Raw genomic sequence first — 17,940 nt, forward strand, 5'->3', positions numbered from 1 at the left:
ACAACATAATGATGAGTGAATTTTGCCAAAAGGGGTCGCCGCCAAAAAACCGGGCCTAGGCCGCAACATTGCCCTAATTCTGGTCAGAATTAATCTTTTGATCCGGAGGTGATTGGGTTAGCCCAGCGGTAAATGAAAGTAAATAGTTTCGACCAGGCCGGATAAACGGATTTGGCCGACCCAGCCAATCAAATCCGGCGTGGGAAATAGGCTATTCTTGCGCGGGGAATATCAGGCTGAAGGTGATGCGAGCAGTATTTTCTTCGACAACACAATGGGCGTGCGCTGTGCCGCCATGCAGTGTCATGATCGCACGGACGATCGCCAGCCCCAGTCCGCTGGCATGGCTGCCGGAACTGCGGGCGGCATCGGCACGATAGAAGCGGTCGAACAATTTGTTCAGATGCGCCGGGGAGATCGGCGGGCCCTGATTGATAACCAGTATCGCCAGCCCACCATCGGCCTGACTGACAGCCTGCAGCTGTACCTGACTGTTTTCATCGGCATAGCGTACCGCGTTGGAGACCAGGTTACTCAATGCGCGCTGAAACAGCATGGCATCCGCCATCCATTGCCCTTCTCCCTGGCAGACCAACGTAATGCCGCGTTCTTCCGCCAAACCTTCGAAGTAGTCAGCCACCCGTTGCAGCTCTTGTGCCACATCAAGCCGCTGAGGGTTCAACACCGCTTGCCCTTCGCCGGCGCGCGCCAGAAATAGAATATTTTCCACCATACGGGAAATACGCTCCAGCTCCTCCATGTTGTTCGACAACAAGGTTTCATACTCTTCCACACTGCGCGCCTGATACAGCGCTACCTGACAGTGCCCCATCAGTGCCCCTACCGGCGTGCGGATTTCATGGGCCAAATCTGCGGAGAATTGCGTCAGGCGCAGATAACCTTCATTCAGGCGATCCAACATGGCGTTGAACGAACGGGTCAGTTGCTGCAATTCCTTCGGTACCCCGTGCTCGCTCAGGCGAGTCGACAGCGTGTTCGGGGTGATCACCGCCGCCTGCGCCGCCATTCGCCACAGTGGCTGCAGTCCGCGGCGCATCACCCAGTATCCCAGCAATGCAATCAGAATAAATGCCACCGCGACGGCGGCGACGATCCGCCAGAGATAACGCGCCAGCATCTTCTGCTCATTGACCATCACATGGGCAGCCGAGATTTGCAGCAGGTTACCGTCCTCCAGCCTGACCAGTGCCGATGCAGCTCGCAATGGCACTCCTTGAGCGGTAACTCCGCCTTGAACCGCGCTCAAGCGCTGCGGCGTGCCGACCGGCGTCGGGATCACCGGTGGCAGGATCAACCTCGCCGGATTCACGTTGATTAACGGTTTTTTCCCCGGCTGCTGAAAAATCAGCACGTCCTGTTCGTTACCCAGCATATTTTCGAACAGGCCGGTATTCGCCGTCAGACGCTCCAACGGAAAACGCTGACTCAGCAAATTGCGGTAATACTCCACCCGGCCGGTAACCTGCAAATCGCTACGGGTAGTCATCTCCTGACGCATTGCACCGTACAGGTAGCCGCCCGCGCCGCTAACCACCAGAGCCGCCACCAGCGCAAACAACATGGCGCTGCGCAACGTCAGTGACAAGACGCGCCAACGCTGGATCACGGCCTTCATGAACGCGGTTCGCAAACGTAGCCGATACCACGCACGCTGTGGATCAGCTTGACCTCGAACGGCCGGTCAATCTTGGCACGCAGCCGCTTGATGGCGACATCCACCACGTTGGTATCGCTGTCAAAGTTCATGTCCCAAACCTGGGAGGCGATCATGGTGCGTGACAATACCTCCCCCTCACGTCGTACCAGAAGATGCAACAACATAAATTCTTTATTGGTCAGCGCGATCACCTGCTCCTGCCGCACCGCTTTACGGCGCAGTACGTCGAGCTGCAGGTCGGCTATCACATAGTGATCGGCTTCACGTACCGTGCCACGCCGCAGCAAAGTGCGCAGACGCAACACCAGTTCCGTAAAGGAGAAGGGCTTAATCAGGTAATCATCGGCACCCAGTTCGAGGCCATGAATGCGATCCTGCACCCCATCTCGTGCGGTCAGAAATAGAATGGGCACATCACTTTTCTTGCGCAGTACCTCGATAATCTGCCAGCCGTCCAGCCCCGGCAACATTACGTCCAGCACGATAGCGTCATAGCCGTGTTCCAGTGCCCGAAACAGGCCGTCGGTGCCGTTACGTGCCAAATCGACGCTGTACCCCGCCTCTCCCAGCCCCTTTTTCAGGTAATCACCCGTGCTGATGTCGTCTTCAACCACCAGTATTCGCATTATCGCCACCTCATGACTCTTGCGGAAATACTAGCAGTTCTGGCGGACATTCTTGATGACATTAATGTCATCAAACGGACATGGTGCTGTCCCCGGTGTTCAACCATGCTTAACCGGCAACCTAAACAAAGGAGAACCTTATGATTACCCGTCATCGTTTTGCCGGTTTACTGCTTTCCACTCTCATGCTGTGCAGCGGTGCGGCCGCCGCAGCGCAAACCCCAGGCAAGGTGATTGCCCCGCTGCGTGGCGTTATCGATCAGGTGAGCGACACCAGCCTGCAGGTCACCGATCGCAAAGGGGAAAAGGTCAGCGTCAAGCTCAATGACCAGACCCGAGTGCTGAGCGTGTCGAAGGGCACGCTGGATGATATCAAGCCGGACAGCTTTATCGGCACCGCTGCCGTACCGCAGCCGGACGGCTCTTTGAAAGCGTTGGAAGTGCACGTGTTCGCAGCCAGCCTGCGCGGCACTGGCGAAGGCCACTCGGCCTGGGAATCCGCCGACGGTAAGGTCGACACCATGACCAACGGCACCGTGGGCAAACTGGTGAAGTCCAACGGCCGCACCCTGACCGTGACCTACGGTAACCAGCAGAAAACCGTTAACGTGCCGGAAGATGTGCCGATCGTCACTCTGGATCCCGGTGACCGCAGCCTGCTGAAACCGGGCGCGCATATCGTGTTGTTCTCCGCCACGGACGATAAGGGCGAACGCGTTGCTACCCGCATTTCTGCCGGCAAAGACGGTACCGTTCCACCGATGTAATTCAGGAGTGCATGATGAAAAGCAACGCGCCGCGGCCGGTGCATCGCTGGCCGGTCCGCCTGACCCATTGGATTAACCTGTTCGCCATGGTCTGCATGTTCATGAGCGGCTGGGAAATCTATAACGCTTCGCCGCTGTTCGGCTTCCGCTTTCCACCGCAAGTCACGCTCGGCGGCTGGCTGGGCGGCGCGATCGGCTGGCATCTGGCGGTGATGTGGCTGCTGGCCTGCAACGCGCTTTGTTATGTCTTGTGGAGCCTGTTCAGCGGCCACTTGCGGCGCGATCTGCTGCCGCTTGGCCTCGGCGCGCTGCGGCGCGATATCTGGCAAGCCGTGACGCTGCGGCTCAAACATCAGCATGGTCATTACAACGCCATTCAAAAGCTGATGTACCTCGGCGTACTGCTTCTGGGGCTGCTGCTGGTGCTCTCCGGACTAGCCATTTGGAAACCGGTGCAGTTACAAGGTTTGGTTAGCCTGTTCGGCGGCTTTGACATTGCGCGTTACGTACATTTTTTCGCCATGGCAGGCATTGGCTTATTTGTGGTGATTCACCTGCTGATGGTGATTATCGTGCCGCGCACGCTGTGGGCAATGATAACGGGTGGCAAACATGACGGATAAAAAACAGCGCCCCATGGCACCGGGGCTGGAACCGGCACAAAAGAAACAGCTGGTTAATTTGCAGCGCCGCCTGATGCTTCGCTCCGGCCTGACGCTGGGTGGCGTCGCCATGCTGACCGGCTGCAACCTGCAGGATGGTGACCAGGTGGATAAAGTGCTGTGGGCAATGTCCCGCTGGAACGATCGGGTGCAAGCCTGGCTGTTCAACGGCCAAAAGCTGGCGCAGACCTACCGTTCGGATCAGATTACCCATCCGTTCCCGTTCAACGCGTATTACCCGGAATACAACGTTCCGGAAGTGGATCTCGCCAGCTACCGGCTGGAAGTCTCCGGTAAAGTAGAAAAAAAGGCCCCCTGGACGCTGGAGCAACTGCAACGCCTGCCGCAGCAAAGCCAGATAACCCGGTTAATCTGCATCGAGGGCTGGAGCGCCATTGGCCAATGGGGTGGCGTGCCGCTGCGCAATTTCCTGCAGCACATCGGGGCGGATCTGAACGCCCGTTACGTCGGATTCAAATGCGCGGATCGTTACTATTCCAGCATCGATATGGCCACCGCCCTGCATCCACAAACCATTCTGGCGCTGGATTTCGGCGGCAAGGCGCTGCCGGCCGATTACGGTTACCCGCTGCGGCTGCGGGTGCCGACCAAGCTGGGCTTCAAGAACGCCAAACATATCGCCGCCATTTTCGTCAGCGATACCAATCCCGGCGGTTACTGGGAAGATCAGGGCTATAACTGGTTCAGCGGCATTTAATTTCTGCGTAGCGCTGCGCAGAGAGCTCACCCCCGCTGGTGCATTTATTCCGACGCTGTTAATACGAGGCTATGTTCAGCTTTTCTCCCCGGTCGTCATCAGCGTGATATCCGCCTGCATGATCGCCTCTCGCGCTGCGGCGGGCAGATTATCATCGGTAATAATCGCGTCAAATACCGCAATCGGCAACGCCAGATAGGTGGCTATTTTACCGTATTTTGAGGTATCGCTGAGCAGGATACAGCGGCGACTGGCGTCAACGATGGCTTTCTTCACCATCACCTTATCTTCATTGGGCGTCGACAGGCCGCGCATGCTCCAGGATGAAGCGGAAATAAACGCCAGGTCGATAAACAACCCACGTAGCGCCTGAGCCGCCGCTTCACCAACGCAGGAACGGTTCTCACGACAGACGGTGCCGCCGGTGTGAATGATCTTGCACTGGCTGTGTTCTATCAGGTAACCCGCAATCACAAAATCATTAGTGACCACCGTCAGATCTTCGCGCTCACTGAGATGCTTTGCCAATGCCAGCGTAGTGGTGCCCGCATCCAGATAAATGCAGCTGTTGGGCGGGACCTGCCGGGCAGCCAACTGACCGATGGCCGCTTTCTGTTGGCTGTACATCCCTTCCTTATCCTGATGAGAAGGTTCAATCGCCACCCGTTCAGCAGATTGCACCCCGCCTGACACTGCCAGTACCGCGCCCTGCTCCTCCAGTTTTTGCAGATCGCGGCGAATCGTCATATGCGACACTCCCAGCCGCTCGGTCAATTCGGCAATACTGACCACCCCGCGTTCTGATACCAGCGCTAAAATTTGCTGATGGCGTTCTACAGGTATCACGGTTCCCTCTCTTTTTACCGCAGTGATAATAATTGTGATTTTACGTCAATTTTCGTTCGATGAAAGCAGCCATTTTACAGGCTGTGAGATCGCTCATGGTATCGATGACTTATTTTAAATATTTTTAAAACAGTGAGATAACTCGACATCAACCTTTTTAAGCGCATCTATTAAGGCTTCTCTCAATGTTAATAATTGTGATATCGATCGCTGACTCAGCGCATCAATGCGCTTACATTTAACACAACAAAACAAATTATCACTAAAATTAACACGAGGTGCCAAATGACACAGCCAGGGGATTTTGCAGTTTGCATCGTAGGGTTAGGTTCCATGGGAATGGGGGCGGCGAAGTCGTGCATTAATGCCGGGCTAACGACTTATGGTGTCGATCTTAACCCACAGGCGCTGGCCACATTGCAGCAGGCCGGGGCCAAACAGGCTGCCACCAGCGCAGATGGATTCGCCTCTGAGTTAGATGCGTTATTGCTGCTGGTGGTTAACGCTGCTCAGGTCAAGCAGATCCTGTTCGGCGAAAACGGCCTGGCGGCGAAACTGAAGCCCAATACGCCAGTCATGGTCTCTTCCACCATCTCCGCTGCCGATGCCAGGCAGATAGAACAACAACTGCTGGCGCTTGGCCTGAACATGCTTGACGCTCCGGTTTCAGGTGGCGCAGCCAAGGCGGCTGAAGGCCAAATGACGGTGATGGCATCCGGCGCAGAATCCACATTCCAACAATTGCAGCCGGTGCTGGACGCCATTGCCGGCAAGGTCTATCGCATTGGTGAAGAGATTGGCCTGGGTGCCACGGTGAAAATCATCCACCAATTGCTGGCCGGGGTGCACATCGCCGCCGGAGCCGAGGCCATGGCGCTGGCTGCCCGCGCCGGTATTCCTCTGGATGTCATGTACGACGTCGTCACCCACGCGGCCGGCAATTCCTGGATGTTCGAGAACCGTATGCGTCACGTGGTTGACGGCGACTATGCGCCCAAATCGGCGGTGGATATCTTCGTGAAGGATCTGGGGCTGGTGGCGGATACCGCCAAAGCACTGCATTTCCCGCTGCCGCTGGCATCTACCGCTTTTAATATGTTTACCGCCGCCAGCAATGCCGGTTTCGGCAAAGAGGACGACAGCGCAGTGATCAAAATCTTCTCCGGTATCGACCTGCCGCAAAAGAAGGAGAACGCATAATGCTGCTCGGCGTAATTGCAGATGATTTTACCGGCGCGACCGACATTGCCAGCTTTCTGGTGGAAAACGGCCTGTCGACGGTGCAGTTAAATGGCGTACCGCATGATGAAATGCCGATTGAAGCGCAAGCGGTCGTTATCAGCCTGAAATCAAGATCCTGCCCACCTTTGCAGGCAGTTGAACAATCTTTGCAGGCGCTGGCCTGGCTGCAGCGCCAGGGCTGTCGGCAATTTTACTTCAAATATTGCTCAACCTTCGACAGCACTGCGCAGGGTAACATCGGCCCGGTGACCGATGCGCTGCTTGATGCGCTGGGCGAAAGCCAAACGGTGATTTCCCCGGCGCTGCCGGTCAACGGCCGGACGGTGTATCAGGGCTATCTGTTTGTGTTGGATCAACTGCTGTCGGAGTCCGGCATGCGCCACCACCCGGTGACGCCGATGACCGACAGTAACCTGCTGCGGTTAATGGAAGCACAGGCTCAGGGACGCTGCGGACTGGTAACGGCCGCAGAGATGGATTGCGGTGCCGGCGCGGTGGTGGAAAAGCTGCAACAGCTGGCGCAGCAAGGCGTGCGATATGCGGTGCTGGATACGCTCAATGAGCAGCACTTGCTGACCCAGGGCGAAGCGCTGAAAAATATGAAGCTGGTGACCGGCGGATCCGGCCTGGCCATCGGCCTCGCACGGCAATGGGCTCAGCCGGGACAAGATCGTCCGCAGGCCGCGGGAGCCCCACAGGGGGAGAAAGCGGTGGTCCTGTCCGGCTCCTGCTCCGTCATGACCAATCGACAGGTCGCCCGATATCGTCAACAGGCCCCGGCCATGGCTATCGACGTGGCGCGTTGCCTTAGCGAAGCTGACCGCGCGGCCTATGTCACAGAACTGGCCGCCTGGGTACAGCGGCAGGAAAATGCCCCGCTGGCCCCGCTGCTGTATGCCACCGCCGAACCAGAGAAACTGCAGCAGGTTCAGCAACAATATGGCATGGCTGCAGCCAGTCAGGCAGTGGAGTCACTGTTTGCCGGGGTGGTTAAACAGCTCCAACAATCAGGGTACCGTCGCTTTATCGTTGCCGGTGGCGAAACCTCTGGCGTAGTGACGCAGGCGCTGGGCATTCGCGGCTTCCACATCGGCCCCTGCATCTCTCCCGGCGTACCCTGGGTTCGCGCCATCGAACAACCGGTTTCACTGGCCCTTAAATCGGGCAATTTTGGCGATGATAACTTTTTCGCCCGGGCACAAACGGAATTCCCATTATGACAATGACAATCGAACAACAGGCACGCGAAGAGATGGTGCGCCTCGGAGCCTCGTTCTTCCAACGCGGCTACGCCACGGGCTCCGCCGGTAACCTTTCGCTGTTGCTGGCGGACGGCACGCTGCTGGCAACCCCGACCGGATCCTGCCTGGGCGAACTGCAGGCCGAGCGGCTGTCGAAAGTCAGCCTGAACGGCGAATGGCTGTCCGGCGACAAACCCTCGAAAGAGATCAGCTTTCATCGTGCGCTGTATCTGAATAACCCAGAGTGCAAAGCGGTGGTGCACCTGCACTGTACCTACCTCACCGCATTATCGTGCCTGCAAGGGTTGGACGTGGAGAATGCCATAAAACCCTTCACCCCTTATGTGGTGATGCGGGTCGGCAAGGTGCCGGTGGTGCCGTACTACCGCCCGGGTGATTTACGGCTGGCGGAAGATCTGGCCAAACTGGCACCGACCCACCGCGCCTTTTTGCTGGCCAATCACGGCCCGGTGGTTACGGGCAAGGATCTGCGGGCGGCAGCGGATAATACCGAAGAGATGGAAGATGCCGCCAGGCTGATTTTCACCCTCGGCGACCGCCCAATACGCTATTTGACCGATGATGAAATTACCGAACTACGGAGCTGAACCATGCCTAAGTTTGCCGCCAATTTATCGATGATGTTTAACGAACTGCCATTCCTGGAAAGGTTCGAGGCTGCCGCAGCCGAAGGTTTCACGGCAGTCGAGTTCCTGTTTCCCTATGACTATCCGGCCGAATTGCTGGCGGAACAACTGCGCAGCAACGGTTTGCAGCAGGTGCTGTTTAATACCGCGCCGGGCAATGCCGAAGCCGGCGAATGGGGGCTGGCGGCGGTGCCGGGCCGCGAGCAAGATGCGCGTGCGGATATCGATCGCGCCCTGGCTTACGCCATTGCGCTGAACTGCCCCAACGTGCACGTGATGGCCGGCGTCGTTCCCCCTGGAGCGGACTGGCAGCGCTATCGCGATACCTTTATCGATAATATTCGCTATGCCGCAGACCGCTTCGCCCAGCACGGCATCAAGGTGCTGATTGAAGCGCTCAGCCCACAGGTTAAGCCGCATTATCTGTTTTCCAGTCAGCACCAGGCAGCCGAACTGGTCGAGGCCATCGATCGCTCGAACGTCTTCGTGCAGTTCGACTTTTTCCATGCTCAGTTGGTAGACGGCAACATCAGCGGGCTGATGCATTCGCTGGCCGGCCGCTACGCCCATATTCAGATTGCCTCGGTGCCGGATCGTCATGAACCGGACGACGGCGAACTGAATTACCCATGGCTGTTCGACCAACTGGACGCCATCGGCTATCAAGGTTGGATCGGTTGTGAATACCGGCCGCGTGGCGATACCACCGTCGGGCTTGATTGGCTAAGACCTTACCAGTAAGGCACTGCGCCAACCCAGGGATTTCCAAAACATAAAAATTAAACGCACCCGTATCGCCAGCCGGCGATCGCGGTGCCTGACTCTTACCCGATTAAAGGCTATTTCATGTCTACCTCTATGCTTTTGATGATTGCCGTATTAGGTGTGGTACTGCTCTTGCTGATGGTCATCAAGGCCAAGATCCAACCCTTTGTCGCCTTGCTGGTGGTCAGTCTGTTGGTGGCGTTGGCCAGCGGCATTCCTACCGGCGAAGTGATGAAAGTGATGACCGCAGGTATGGGCGGCGTACTGGGTTCGGTGACCATTATCATCGGCCTGGGCGCGATGCTCGGCCGGATGATCGAACATTCTGGCGGTGCCGAATCGCTGGCCCAGCGCTTCAGCAAAGCTTTGGGGCCGAAACATACCGTGGCCGCCCTGACCATCGCCGCATTTATTCTCGGCATTCCGGTCTTTTTCGACGTCGGCTTTATCATCCTGGCGCCCATCATCTACGGTTTTGCCAAGGTCGCTAAAGTTTCGCCGCTGAAGTTCGGCCTGCCGATGGCCGGCGTAATGCTGACGGTTCACGTCGCCCTGCCGCCACATCCAGGCCCGGTCGCCGCAGCCGGGCTGCTGAACGCCGATATTGGCTGGCTGACCATTATCGGTCTCGCGATTTGTATTCCGGTAGGCGTGATCGGTTATTTCACAGCCAAGCATTTGAATCGTAAAACTTATCCACTGTCGATTGAGGTACTGGAACAGCTGCAGCTGGCGGCGCCCGAACCGGCGCCGGAAGGCAAAGCACCATTAAGCGACCGCATCAATCCGCCTGGCGCCGGGTTGGTGGCCGCGCTGATCGTCATTCCTATCGCGATTATCATGCTGGGCACCGTTTCGGCCACGCTGCTCGAGCCGGGTTCAGCACTGCGTGACACGCTTTCGTTGCTCGGCTCACCGGCGGTAGCGCTGATGATTGCCCTCTTGCTGGCATTCTACTTCCTGGCCATTCGTCGCGGCTGGAGCCTGCAACACACCAGCGACGTCATGGGGGGCGCTCTGCCGACCGCCGCGGTGGTGATCCTGGTTACCGGTGCCGGTGGCGTATTCGGCAAAGTCCTGGTGGAGTCAGGCGTGGGCAAGGCATTGGCAGACGTGCTGACCACCATCGGCCTGCCGTTGATCCCGGCAGCTTTTATCATTTCGCTGGCGCTGCGCGCCTCTCAGGGGTCCGCTACTGTAGCGATACTCACGACCGGTGGCCTGTTATCGGAAGCGGTTAGCGGGCTTAATCAGCTGCAATTGGTACTGGTCACTCTCGCCACCTGCTTCGGCGGGCTGGGCTTGTCGCACGTAAATGACTCCGGCTTTTGGATCGTCACCAAATACCTCGGACTTTCGGTCGCCGATGGCCTGAAAACCTGGACGGTACTGACGACGATCCTTGGCCTGAGCGGTTTCCTGTTCACCTGGTTACTGTGGCTGGCGGTGTAATTTCTCTGGCATACTGCACAGACCGCCTCTGGCTCTGTGCAGGAAAAAAATAATGCCTCTTATCACTACCGCACCGCTGTTGCTTACCGAACGTTTACGCCTTGATGCGCATACGCTGGACGACTTTGACTCGTTGGCCGCCATGTGGGCCGATCCTGAAGTGGTTCGTTATATCGGCGGCACGCCGAGAGATCGTGAAGATTCCTGGGGCCGCCTGATGCGCTACGTCGGCCACTGGGCGTTGCTGGGTTATGGCTACTGGGCCGTGCGCGATAAAGTCAGCGGCGCTTACCTTGGCGGCATCGGTTTTTCCGACTTCCAGCGCAATATCCATCCGGCGCTTGATGCTCCCGAAATGGGCTGGACGCTGGTGACCTCGGCACAGGGTAAAGGCTATGCCACCGAAGCGCTGCGCGCGGCTTTGGCCTGGGGCAAAGACCATTTACCGGGCGATAAGGCGGTATGCATTATCTCCCCAGAAAATCAGCCCTCATTGGCATTGGCGAAGAAAGTCGGTTTCAGCGAAAGTCATCACAGCGAGTACCACCAAAGCCCAATTCTGGTGATGCACTGCCCGCTATAAGCCGGCAACCTGACCCGACGCGGTAGCCAAAGCCACCTCGACAAAGTTATCCCGTAGCGCATCAGGCTGCTGCGGGTTCCAGGCGATACCGACTTGCCATTGGGTCTGTTCGCCGCTCAGCGGCAGAATATCGATGCCCGCCGGCGCAATATGCGTGACGCTATGCGGCAGCAGAGCAACGCCAATGCCGGCGGCAACCAGTGCCAGCAAGGTTTGAATATCACCGGCCTGCTGTACCACGTTAGGTGCCAGTTGATGGGCGGCAATAAAACGCAGCGACTGGTCGCTCAGCCCGCGCCCACGCTTGGGCGTCAACTGTAACAACGGCAAGGTATTGAATTGCTCCATCAGGGTGTCCGCCCGCAGCGCCAGCGCCGAAGGCGCCGCCAGCACCAATCGGTCACTCAGCAACGCACTGGCACGCAACGGCGTACTGACAGGTAATCGCACAAATCCCACCTGCAGCTCCCCCTGCAAGAGCAACTGATATTGCCGTTCTGAAGGCAAGTCTTCCAACCCCACGGCAACCTCGGGAAAGCGATGACGGAAAGCGGCCACCAACTGCGGCGCCAGATGAAAGCTGGACAGGCCAAAGCCGATCGCCAACCGCCCCACCTCCCCCCGTACCACCTGCACGGCTCGCTGCTGAAACTGCAGATGCTGAGCGACTAACGTTTGAGCTTCAGGATATAGCCGTTGGCCGCTGGCGGTCAGTTGCGCCCCCTGACGGCCACGGTTAAACAAGCGGGCGCCCAGCAGCGTTTCCAACGCCTGGATCTGTTTGCTCAGCGCCGGCTGAGTGATGCACAGCCGCTCTGCCGCCAAGCGATAATTGCCCTGTTCGGCCAGCACCACGAAGGCGCGGAGTTGTCGTATATCCATTCCGTTAGGTTATCAAAAAAGGAATTTAATTGATTATACAGTAATCAATGGCTTTGCTGTAATCAACGCCAGATAACAGCCAAAAGGTAATCCTATGACAAACTCTTTACGCGCCGCGACGGTGCAGTTTCAGCATCGCGCCAATGATAAAAACTACAACCTGTCGGTGATCGAGGGCTTTATCACCCGCGCCGCCGCCGAACAGATCCAGCTGCTGACCTTCCCGGAAATGTGCATCACCGGCTATTGGCACGTACGCCACCTCAGCGCCGGTGAAATTGGCGCACTGGCGGAGCCCATCGCCGACAGCCCTTCGCTGGCGCGCATTCGCCCGCTGGCCGAACGCTATAACATGGCGATCGGCGTCGGACTGATTGAACTGGGCGATGATGGCAAATATTACAATGCCTACGCCGTCTGCCTGCCCGACGGCAAGCTTCACGTTCACCGTAAACTGCATGCCTTTGAACACCCGGCAATCGCCAGCGGCGACAGTTTCACCGTGTTCGACACCCCATGGGGTATCCGAATGGGGGTGCTGATCTGTTGGGACAATAACCTGGTTGAGAATGTCCGCGCGACCGCATTGCTGGGGGCAGAGGTGCTGTTGGCACCGCATCAGACCGGCGGCACTCATTCGCGTAGCCCGCACGGCATGAAGCCGATCCCACTGGAAATTTGGCAACGGCGGCAGGAGGATCCGGCGGCGATAGAGGCGGCGTTTCGTGGCGAACACGGGCGTGGCTGGCTGATGCGCTGGCTCCCGGCACGTGCCCATGACAACGGTTTGTTTGTGTTATTCAGCAACGGAGTGGGACGTGACGATGACGAAGTGCGTACCGGCAATGCGATGATCCTCGACCCTTATGGCCGCATTCTGGCGGAAACCTGGGCGGCAGAAGATCAGATGGTCACGGCCAACCTTGATCTGTCGCTGATCCCACTCAGCACGGGCCGCCGCTGGATCCACGGTCGTCGACCGGCACTGTACGACATTCTTACGCAGCCGCAAGGCTACGAGCGAGATGCCCGCAGCGCGCGGTTTTCAACGGAGCCGGCGCAAAAATTGGGCAAGTGACCGACACCGAATGACAGGCAAAAAAAATCCGCCCGAAGGCGGATTTTTATCTGATGCGGCCAACTGCGCCACATGCTCATGCCCGCAGGCATGGAGAAATCTTAGAAACGGTAGCCTACGCCAACGCTCCAGATACCAACGTCAACACTGCGGATACGGCTCTGCTCGTAACCAACGTCCAGTGCTACGTCCTGGATTGGGTTGAACTGCAGGCCAGCACCGTAGGTGAAGCCGTAGTCGCTGCTGCCGTTACGGTCAGTACCGTTTTGAGCGTTGTCGATGTTTTTACCGTAACCAACACCCACTACACCGTAGATGCTTGCCCAGTCGTTGAAGCGGTAAGCTGGACCGGCAGTGATAGAGTTGTACTGAGCTTTACCGTAGTAACCGTTCTCAGAACCGTTCTTCTCTACGTGGGTAAAGGAACCGATAACACCCAGTGGGTTGTTGTCGAACTCGTAACGGTATTTCAGGTTGAAACCGTCGGCTTTGTTAGCAACGCCTTGGAGATCACCCTGCGCATAGCCAGCGGATACGGTGCTCTGACCAGCGAATGCGGTACCTGCGGTTACTGCTAATACACAGGCTGCTACTGCGGAAAGACATGCAATTTTTTTCATAACCACCTCAAACGCGTTATATTTTTAAGTAAATCCATTTGTTCATGCATTGAAAATATAACAAAAATTAGCGTGAAACTCTGCCTTAAAATGAGTGTCTAATGCTTTATATCGTGTAACATTAGATTTCAAGAACAGTGTATCTACTTCATTTCGCTCTATTTTCGAGCCGCATTCTACGCGTTTCTGTGATAAGAATCACCTATTTAATATCCAGACAATTCTTAAAAAAAGAGCACTTTTTGACCATAAAAGCTGTTCTGGCGCCGGGAGCCAGCGCTTTTTTTCGTTGAAAATGCTTTTCTCAGACACATTTACCGCAATTCATTTACACTGCCGTCATCCAAACATCGACCTCTTCCCAGATCGTGGGAAATGCATAAAAGGCTCTAAAGGATGTCTTCGTCTGCAACCGCAAAAGCGTCTTCTACGCTGCTGCCAATCTGCCTGTTGATCATCGCTATGGTCTCCATCCAAAGCGGTGCATCTCTGGCCAAAAGCCTGTTCCCGCTGGTCGGCGCAGAAGGCATCACCACGCTGCGTTTGAGTATCGGCACGCTGATCCTCTTTATTATCTTCCGCCCGTGGCGCATGCGATTTGCCGCCGGCAGCCGACTACCGTTGTTCATTTACGGTCTGGCGCTGGGCGCGATGAATTACCTGTTCTATCTTTCCCTGCGCACTCTGCCGCTCGGTATCGCCGTGGCATTGGAGTTCACCGGCCCGCTGGCGGTCGCCATGTTCTCTTCACGCCGTGCGATTGACTTTTTGTGGGTGGCACTGGCGATCGCCGGACTCTGGTTCCTGCTGCCGTTGGGCCATGACATGGGCAGCATCGATCCCTTCGGCGCTGCCTGTGCGCTGGGTGCCGGTGCCTGTTGGGCGGTCTACATTATCTGCGGCCAGAAAGCCGGTGGCGACCACGGGCCGGGAACCGTTGCGGTGGGCTCACTGATTGCCGCCGTGGTGTTTTGCCCGATTGGTGCCTGGCAAGCCGGCAGCGCACTGCTGAACGTTGATATCCTGCCGGTCGCCCTGGCCGTAGCTATCCTCTCTACCGCGCTGCCCTATTCGCTGGAAATTATCGCGTTGCCAAAAATACCGGCGCGGACTTTCGGCACATTGATGAGTTTGGAACCGGCACTGGCTGCGCTTTCGGGCATGTTGTTCCTGAATGAACACCTGACGACGGTGCAATGGCTGGCGCTGGCGGCGATCATTACCGCCTCTATGGGGGCGACCCTGACCATCAAACCCAAACCACAAATCGAAAACTTGTCCTGAGGATCGACCGCGCCTGCATTTACCCCAAGCAGAATGCAGGCGGGTTAACTGTTTTCACGCTGGCAAACAGGCATACTTTTCCCCGCAGTCCCCCCACGTTGTTATGGAAATAAACCCGGCAGGGTTAACCACATGGAGAGTTAAAGTGATTTATAACACGCTGTTTAACCCACGCTATGGCCGTGGGCTGTCACCGATTCTGATCGAGACCCTCACCAGGTTACGCCAATACGATCTGCCCGAACTGGCACAGGGGCGACATGAAATAAAGGGGGAAAAGATCGTTATGGACGTGATGACGTTAACCACTGGGTTAGCGGAGGCCCAGCATGCAGCACTGCATCAGGAATATGCCGTTATCCATCTGCTGCTCAGCGGCGAAGAACGCATTGATTATAGTGTGGCGGGAGATTGGCAAAACGAATTGCCCTATGACGAAGTGCGGGACATACAACTGCTGGATATCAAGCGCCACTGCCAAACGCTGGCGATGTTCCCCGGTATGTACGCCATCTTTTTCCCCCATGAGCCACATAAAACCGGCTGCCAACTGAACGTACCTATGTCGATCAAAAAAGCGTTAGTGAGAGTGCATTACACCCTGTTGCTGTAGCCGGCCTGCCGGTCTGAGTGACCGGCTTGTCCGCCATTTAATATGAACCTCTCATAGCTACTGCCGGGGCAAAGCGCGTATAAACCTCGCCGTCTGCGCCGGAGAGCGCAGTTGGATAAAGCGGATATGGCGATACCGGGCATCGTTCATATCCGCAAGGTAGCCGGCCCGGTTTTTACGGTAGGTTTTGATGGTCCATAAAACGATGGAATCACGGCTGAAAAAGGAACGGCGGAAGCTCTCGCGGTTACCGGTGCCGGGCCACAACTCGGTACCTTGCCATGCACGTGTAGCGGCACGACGCACCGCCTGAAACAGCGTACGACAAAAGCCATAATCTACCCATACCACCCAATCAACGCTTTCCCATTTAATCGTTTTGGTCCGGCTGTAATTGCCGTCAAGCACCCAGCCGGACTCTGCCTTGGCCAGCGCCTGCGCGACCTGCGCCAAAAACTCGTCATCGGGTGTACCCTGCCATTGCGGACGCCAAAACAGCTTGTCCAGCTCGATATGAGGCAGCGCAAACTTTTCCGCTAACTGGCGCGCCACCGTGCTTTTGCCACTGCCACTGGTTCCAACGACGTTAATTTTCATGGGAGCGAATTCTGAGATGGGGGGAAATAGCTTAGCGGGATGTTATTCGTCTATCAATATGAATTAACAGGCAATTAATAAAATGAAATAAAAATGATTTAGAATGACAAATTTTGATGAAAATATAAATGAAAATGGTTATTAAACGCCTTCCTGAAATTATTACCCTGCGGAACCACCCTCACGAGAGAAGACGAAACAATATCATTATAATTCAAACCATTAGTAAAAAAATAAATATATCCCTATAACCTTACCCTTACTGGAGTTAATTTTCAATTCGTTAGAACCTATTTATCCAATAGCCATTTTCGATCTGCAAAATGCTATATCGCTGCTATAATTACTCCCGTGACAAAAATAGGACAACGAACTAACGAGAGGATATCTGATATGAGTACCGCTAAACTGGTGAAAACGAAATCTTCTGAGCTGCTTTACACTCGTAATGACATGGACGAAAAAACCAAACTGGAAGCCATCAAGGCGTTGAACCATCAGGTGGTTCAATTTACCGATCTGTCGTTGATCACCAAGCAGGCGCACTGGAACATGCGTGGCGCCAACTTCATTGCCGTGCATGAAATGCTGGACGGGTTCCGTACCGCCATCATCGATCACCTGGACACTTTTGCCGAGCGCGTGGTGCAGTTGGGCGGCGTAGCATTGGGTACCGTGCAGGTCGTGAATGACAAGACCCCGCTGAAAAGCTATCCGACCAACATCCACAGCGTGCAGGAACACCTGAAAGCGCTGGCCGATCGCTACGGTGTGGCCGCGAACGACATTCGCAAGGCCATCACAGAAGTCGCTGATGAAGATACCGCGGATATGTTTACCGCTGCGTCACGCGATCTCGACAAGTTCCTGTGGTTTATCGAGTCCAACATCGAATAAATCTGCGCGACAAACAATCAAAGCGTTCCGCATTGCGGGATTGAACAGGCTGCGGGCTTTGCCCCGGCCTGTTTTTCTTTTACGCCGCTTGAATTGCTCAAAAAACAGCCCATAGTAGATAAATAGTAGATAAAACGAACTGATGAAGACTCAGCACAAGCGAGGTGATCATGGCAAGCGGATGGGCGGCAGACGGTGCCGTACAAGATCAAATCGACTCTACCGTCGATGATGCCGTACAGCGTGCCAGACAGGCGCTGGGACAGGGCGAAAGCGAACATTACTGTCAGGAATGCGGAGAGGAAATCCCTCTGGCGCGTCGGCAGGCGCTGAAAGGCGTGCGTTATTGCCTGGCCTGCCAAACCGAGTTGGATAAAAAGCAGGCGGCAAGCAGTTTATATAACCGTCGCGGCAGCAAAGACAGCCAGCTGCGTTGAACTTATCGACGCAAAATACCCCCCCGGACCTCTCTGACAGAACACTCCTGCACCAAATGCAACAAGCTTGCGGCATAAAAGTTAGAGTTAGTTATCAATATTGAAGCGAAACCGTTAACTATCGGTTGTTTCAACCCCATTATTTGGTTAATGATAGACGCATGCACCAACAGGTCGCCAAAAGCACTATTTTGGGGCCTCAATTTGGTGCATAAAAATAATAATTCGACCTTCAGAGCCAACATCACACCGCAACTCTTTGTTTTTATAGTAGTTGAAAACATGGCACGATTTTTTCATGGCAC

20 protein-coding genes are annotated in these 17,940 nt (G+C 55.9%); 14 read left to right on the plus strand and 6 right to left on the minus strand.

Annotated elements, in window-relative coordinates:
• Nucleotides 1–211: 211 nt before the first annotated feature.
• Together AC1RKC_RS06200 and AC1RKC_RS06205 are read right to left on the minus strand one after the other, a co-directional pair.
• Nucleotides 212–1,636 carry a heavy metal sensor histidine kinase gene (locus AC1RKC_RS06200; protein WP_020825936.1) on the minus strand — a complete coding sequence of 475 codons (1,425 nt, stop codon included), beginning with the start codon at nt 1,634–1,636 and terminating at the stop codon, nt 212–214.
• Nucleotides 1,633–2,304 carry a heavy metal response regulator transcription factor gene (locus AC1RKC_RS06205; RefSeq protein WP_020825935.1) on the minus strand — a complete coding sequence of 224 codons (672 nt, stop codon included), beginning with the start codon at nt 2,302–2,304 and terminating at the stop codon, nt 1,633–1,635. The genes AC1RKC_RS06200 and AC1RKC_RS06205 overlap by 4 nt, the downstream gene beginning before the upstream one ends.
• Before the next feature lie 140 nt (nt 2,305–2,444).
• Between AC1RKC_RS06205 and AC1RKC_RS06210 the strand changes: the two genes are divergently transcribed.
• Genes AC1RKC_RS06210 through AC1RKC_RS06220 form a run of 3 tightly spaced genes read left to right on the plus strand, consistent with a single transcriptional unit; the run spans nt 2,445 to nt 4,451 of the window.
• On the plus strand, nt 2,445–3,071 hold the full coding sequence (locus AC1RKC_RS06210; protein ID WP_046374110.1) for a hypothetical protein: 627 nt from the start codon (nt 2,445–2,447) through the stop codon (nt 3,069–3,071).
• 14 nt (nt 3,072–3,085) lie between these two features.
• On the plus strand, nt 3,086–3,694 hold the full coding sequence (locus tag AC1RKC_RS06215) for a cytochrome b/b6 domain-containing protein (RefSeq protein ID WP_020825933.1): 609 nt from the start codon (nt 3,086–3,088) through the stop codon (nt 3,692–3,694).
• Nucleotides 3,684–4,451 (plus strand): molybdopterin-dependent oxidoreductase, encoded by a 768-nt coding sequence (locus tag AC1RKC_RS06220; protein ID WP_020825932.1) that lies wholly within the window; start codon nt 3,684–3,686, stop codon nt 4,449–4,451. The genes AC1RKC_RS06215 and AC1RKC_RS06220 overlap by 11 nt, the downstream gene beginning before the upstream one ends.
• Nucleotides 4,452–4,526: 75 nt before the next feature.
• Here the strand turns inward: AC1RKC_RS06220 and ygbI are convergent, their stop codons facing one another.
• A complete protein-coding gene (gene ygbI, locus AC1RKC_RS06225; RefSeq protein ID WP_256813895.1) occupies nt 4,527–5,297 on the minus strand; it encodes a DNA-binding transcriptional repressor YgbI in 771 nt (256 codons plus the stop codon).
• A gap of 285 nt (nt 5,298–5,582) precedes the next feature.
• Here ygbI and ltnD point away from each other — a divergent pair, with 285 nt between their 5' ends.
• The 6 genes from ltnD to AC1RKC_RS06255 all read left to right on the plus strand — a co-directional run bounded on the left by ltnD (nt 5,583) and on the right by AC1RKC_RS06255 (nt 11,227).
• Complete coding sequence (ltnD, locus tag AC1RKC_RS06230; RefSeq protein ID WP_046374112.1) at nt 5,583–6,497, plus strand: L-threonate dehydrogenase; 915 nt, start codon at nt 5,583–5,585, stop codon at nt 6,495–6,497.
• Nucleotides 6,497–7,759, plus strand: a complete 1,263-nt coding sequence (gene otnK / locus AC1RKC_RS06235) for a 3-oxo-tetronate kinase (protein ID WP_493091844.1) — start codon at nt 6,497–6,499, stop codon at nt 7,757–7,759. Before ltnD ends, otnK begins: the two co-directional genes overlap by 1 nt.
• A complete protein-coding gene (otnC, locus tag AC1RKC_RS06240; protein WP_020825928.1) occupies nt 7,756–8,388 on the plus strand; it encodes a 3-oxo-tetronate 4-phosphate decarboxylase in 633 nt (210 codons plus the stop codon). The genes otnK and otnC overlap by 4 nt, the downstream gene beginning before the upstream one ends.
• 3 nt (nt 8,389–8,391) lie before the next feature.
• The gene (locus tag AC1RKC_RS06245) at nt 8,392–9,168 is read left to right on the plus strand and encodes an HPr family phosphocarrier protein (RefSeq protein ID WP_046374115.1); all 777 of its coding nucleotides are present in this window, start codon (nt 8,392–8,394) and stop codon (nt 9,166–9,168) included.
• 105 nt (nt 9,169–9,273) lie between these two features.
• Entirely contained in the window at nt 9,274–10,644 is a 1,371-nt protein-coding gene (locus tag AC1RKC_RS06250) for a GntP family transporter (protein ID WP_122077826.1), read from the plus strand.
• Nucleotides 10,645–10,696: 52 nt separating this feature from the next.
• Nucleotides 10,697–11,227 carry a GNAT family N-acetyltransferase gene (locus AC1RKC_RS06255; protein ID WP_258089989.1) on the plus strand — a complete coding sequence of 177 codons (531 nt, stop codon included), beginning with the start codon at nt 10,697–10,699 and terminating at the stop codon, nt 11,225–11,227.
• Here AC1RKC_RS06255 and AC1RKC_RS06260 read toward each other — a convergent pair.
• Nucleotides 11,222–12,109, minus strand: coding sequence for a LysR family transcriptional regulator (locus AC1RKC_RS06260; RefSeq protein WP_493091840.1), 888 nt, complete (start codon nt 12,107–12,109; stop codon nt 11,222–11,224). The two genes, AC1RKC_RS06255 and AC1RKC_RS06260, sit on opposite strands and share 6 nt — an antisense overlap.
• Before the next feature lie 94 nt (nt 12,110–12,203).
• Between AC1RKC_RS06260 and AC1RKC_RS06265 the strand changes: the two genes are divergently transcribed.
• A complete protein-coding gene (locus tag AC1RKC_RS06265) occupies nt 12,204–13,187 on the plus strand; it encodes a nitrilase family protein (RefSeq protein WP_020825923.1) in 984 nt (327 codons plus the stop codon).
• A gap of 101 nt (nt 13,188–13,288) precedes the next feature.
• On the opposite strand, the gene ompX is transcribed toward AC1RKC_RS06265, so the two are convergent.
• On the minus strand, nt 13,289–13,807 hold the full coding sequence (gene ompX, locus AC1RKC_RS06270; RefSeq protein ID WP_020825922.1) for an outer membrane protein OmpX: 519 nt from the start codon (nt 13,805–13,807) through the stop codon (nt 13,289–13,291).
• A 396-nt stretch (nt 13,808–14,203) separates the two neighbouring features.
• Between ompX and rhtA the strand changes: the two genes are divergently transcribed.
• Nucleotides 14,204–15,091, plus strand: coding sequence for a threonine/homoserine exporter RhtA (rhtA, locus tag AC1RKC_RS06275; RefSeq protein ID WP_020825921.1), 888 nt, complete (start codon nt 14,204–14,206; stop codon nt 15,089–15,091).
• A gap of 145 nt (nt 15,092–15,236) precedes the next feature.
• Nucleotides 15,237–15,704, plus strand: coding sequence for a YhcH/YjgK/YiaL family protein (locus AC1RKC_RS06280; RefSeq protein ID WP_046374119.1), 468 nt, complete (start codon nt 15,237–15,239; stop codon nt 15,702–15,704).
• Nucleotides 15,705–15,761: 57 nt separating this feature from the next.
• On the opposite strand, the gene AC1RKC_RS06285 is transcribed toward AC1RKC_RS06280, so the two are convergent.
• A complete protein-coding gene (locus tag AC1RKC_RS06285) occupies nt 15,762–16,301 on the minus strand; it encodes a P-loop NTPase family protein (protein ID WP_048761553.1) in 540 nt (179 codons plus the stop codon).
• A 393-nt stretch (nt 16,302–16,694) separates the two neighbouring features.
• On the opposite strand from AC1RKC_RS06285, the gene dps reads away from it, so the two are divergent.
• Both dps and AC1RKC_RS06295 read left to right on the plus strand, forming a co-directional pair.
• Complete coding sequence (dps, locus tag AC1RKC_RS06290) at nt 16,695–17,198, plus strand: DNA starvation/stationary phase protection protein Dps (protein WP_020825918.1); 504 nt, start codon at nt 16,695–16,697, stop codon at nt 17,196–17,198.
• 170 nt (nt 17,199–17,368) lie between these two features.
• Nucleotides 17,369–17,635: a DksA/TraR family C4-type zinc finger protein gene (locus AC1RKC_RS06295; protein WP_020825917.1), complete on the plus strand. Its 267-nt coding sequence runs from the start codon at nt 17,369–17,371 to the stop codon at nt 17,633–17,635.
• Nucleotides 17,636–17,940 lie beyond the last annotated feature (305 nt).

This window comes from Serratia sp. GW822-FHT06E05 (assembly GCF_058799445.1).

Bases quoted from the DNA above. Each gene is read 5' to 3' on its own strand.
- AC1RKC_RS06200 (WP_020825936.1), bottom strand. From the start codon at position 1,636: ATGAAGGCCGTGATCCAGCGTTGGCGCGTCTTGTCACTGACGTTGCGC.
- AC1RKC_RS06205 (WP_020825935.1), bottom strand. From the start codon at position 2,304: ATGCGAATACTGGTGGTTGAAGACGACATCAGCACGGGTGATTACCTG.
- AC1RKC_RS06210 (WP_046374110.1), top strand. From the start codon at position 2,445: ATGATTACCCGTCATCGTTTTGCCGGTTTACTGCTTTCCACTCTCATG.
- AC1RKC_RS06215 (WP_020825933.1), top strand. From the start codon at position 3,086: ATGAAAAGCAACGCGCCGCGGCCGGTGCATCGCTGGCCGGTCCGCCTG.
- AC1RKC_RS06220 (WP_020825932.1), top strand. From the start codon at position 3,684: ATGACGGATAAAAAACAGCGCCCCATGGCACCGGGGCTGGAACCGGCA.
- ltnD (WP_046374112.1), top strand. From the start codon at position 5,583: ATGACACAGCCAGGGGATTTTGCAGTTTGCATCGTAGGGTTAGGTTCC.
- otnK (WP_493091844.1), top strand. From the start codon at position 6,497: ATGCTGCTCGGCGTAATTGCAGATGATTTTACCGGCGCGACCGACATT.
- otnC (WP_020825928.1), top strand. From the start codon at position 7,756: ATGACAATGACAATCGAACAACAGGCACGCGAAGAGATGGTGCGCCTC.
- AC1RKC_RS06245 (WP_046374115.1), top strand. From the start codon at position 8,392: ATGCCTAAGTTTGCCGCCAATTTATCGATGATGTTTAACGAACTGCCA.
- AC1RKC_RS06250 (WP_122077826.1), top strand. From the start codon at position 9,274: ATGTCTACCTCTATGCTTTTGATGATTGCCGTATTAGGTGTGGTACTG.
- AC1RKC_RS06255 (WP_258089989.1), top strand. From the start codon at position 10,697: ATGCCTCTTATCACTACCGCACCGCTGTTGCTTACCGAACGTTTACGC.
- AC1RKC_RS06260 (WP_493091840.1), bottom strand. From the start codon at position 12,109: ATGGATATACGACAACTCCGCGCCTTCGTGGTGCTGGCCGAACAGGGC.
- AC1RKC_RS06265 (WP_020825923.1), top strand. From the start codon at position 12,204: ATGACAAACTCTTTACGCGCCGCGACGGTGCAGTTTCAGCATCGCGCC.
- ompX (WP_020825922.1), bottom strand. From the start codon at position 13,807: ATGAAAAAAATTGCATGTCTTTCCGCAGTAGCAGCCTGTGTATTAGCA.
- rhtA (WP_020825921.1), top strand. From the start codon at position 14,204: ATGTCTTCGTCTGCAACCGCAAAAGCGTCTTCTACGCTGCTGCCAATC.
- AC1RKC_RS06285 (WP_048761553.1), bottom strand. From the start codon at position 16,301: ATGAAAATTAACGTCGTTGGAACCAGTGGCAGTGGCAAAAGCACGGTG.
- dps (WP_020825918.1), top strand. From the start codon at position 16,695: ATGAGTACCGCTAAACTGGTGAAAACGAAATCTTCTGAGCTGCTTTAC.
- AC1RKC_RS06295 (WP_020825917.1), top strand. From the start codon at position 17,369: ATGGCAAGCGGATGGGCGGCAGACGGTGCCGTACAAGATCAAATCGAC.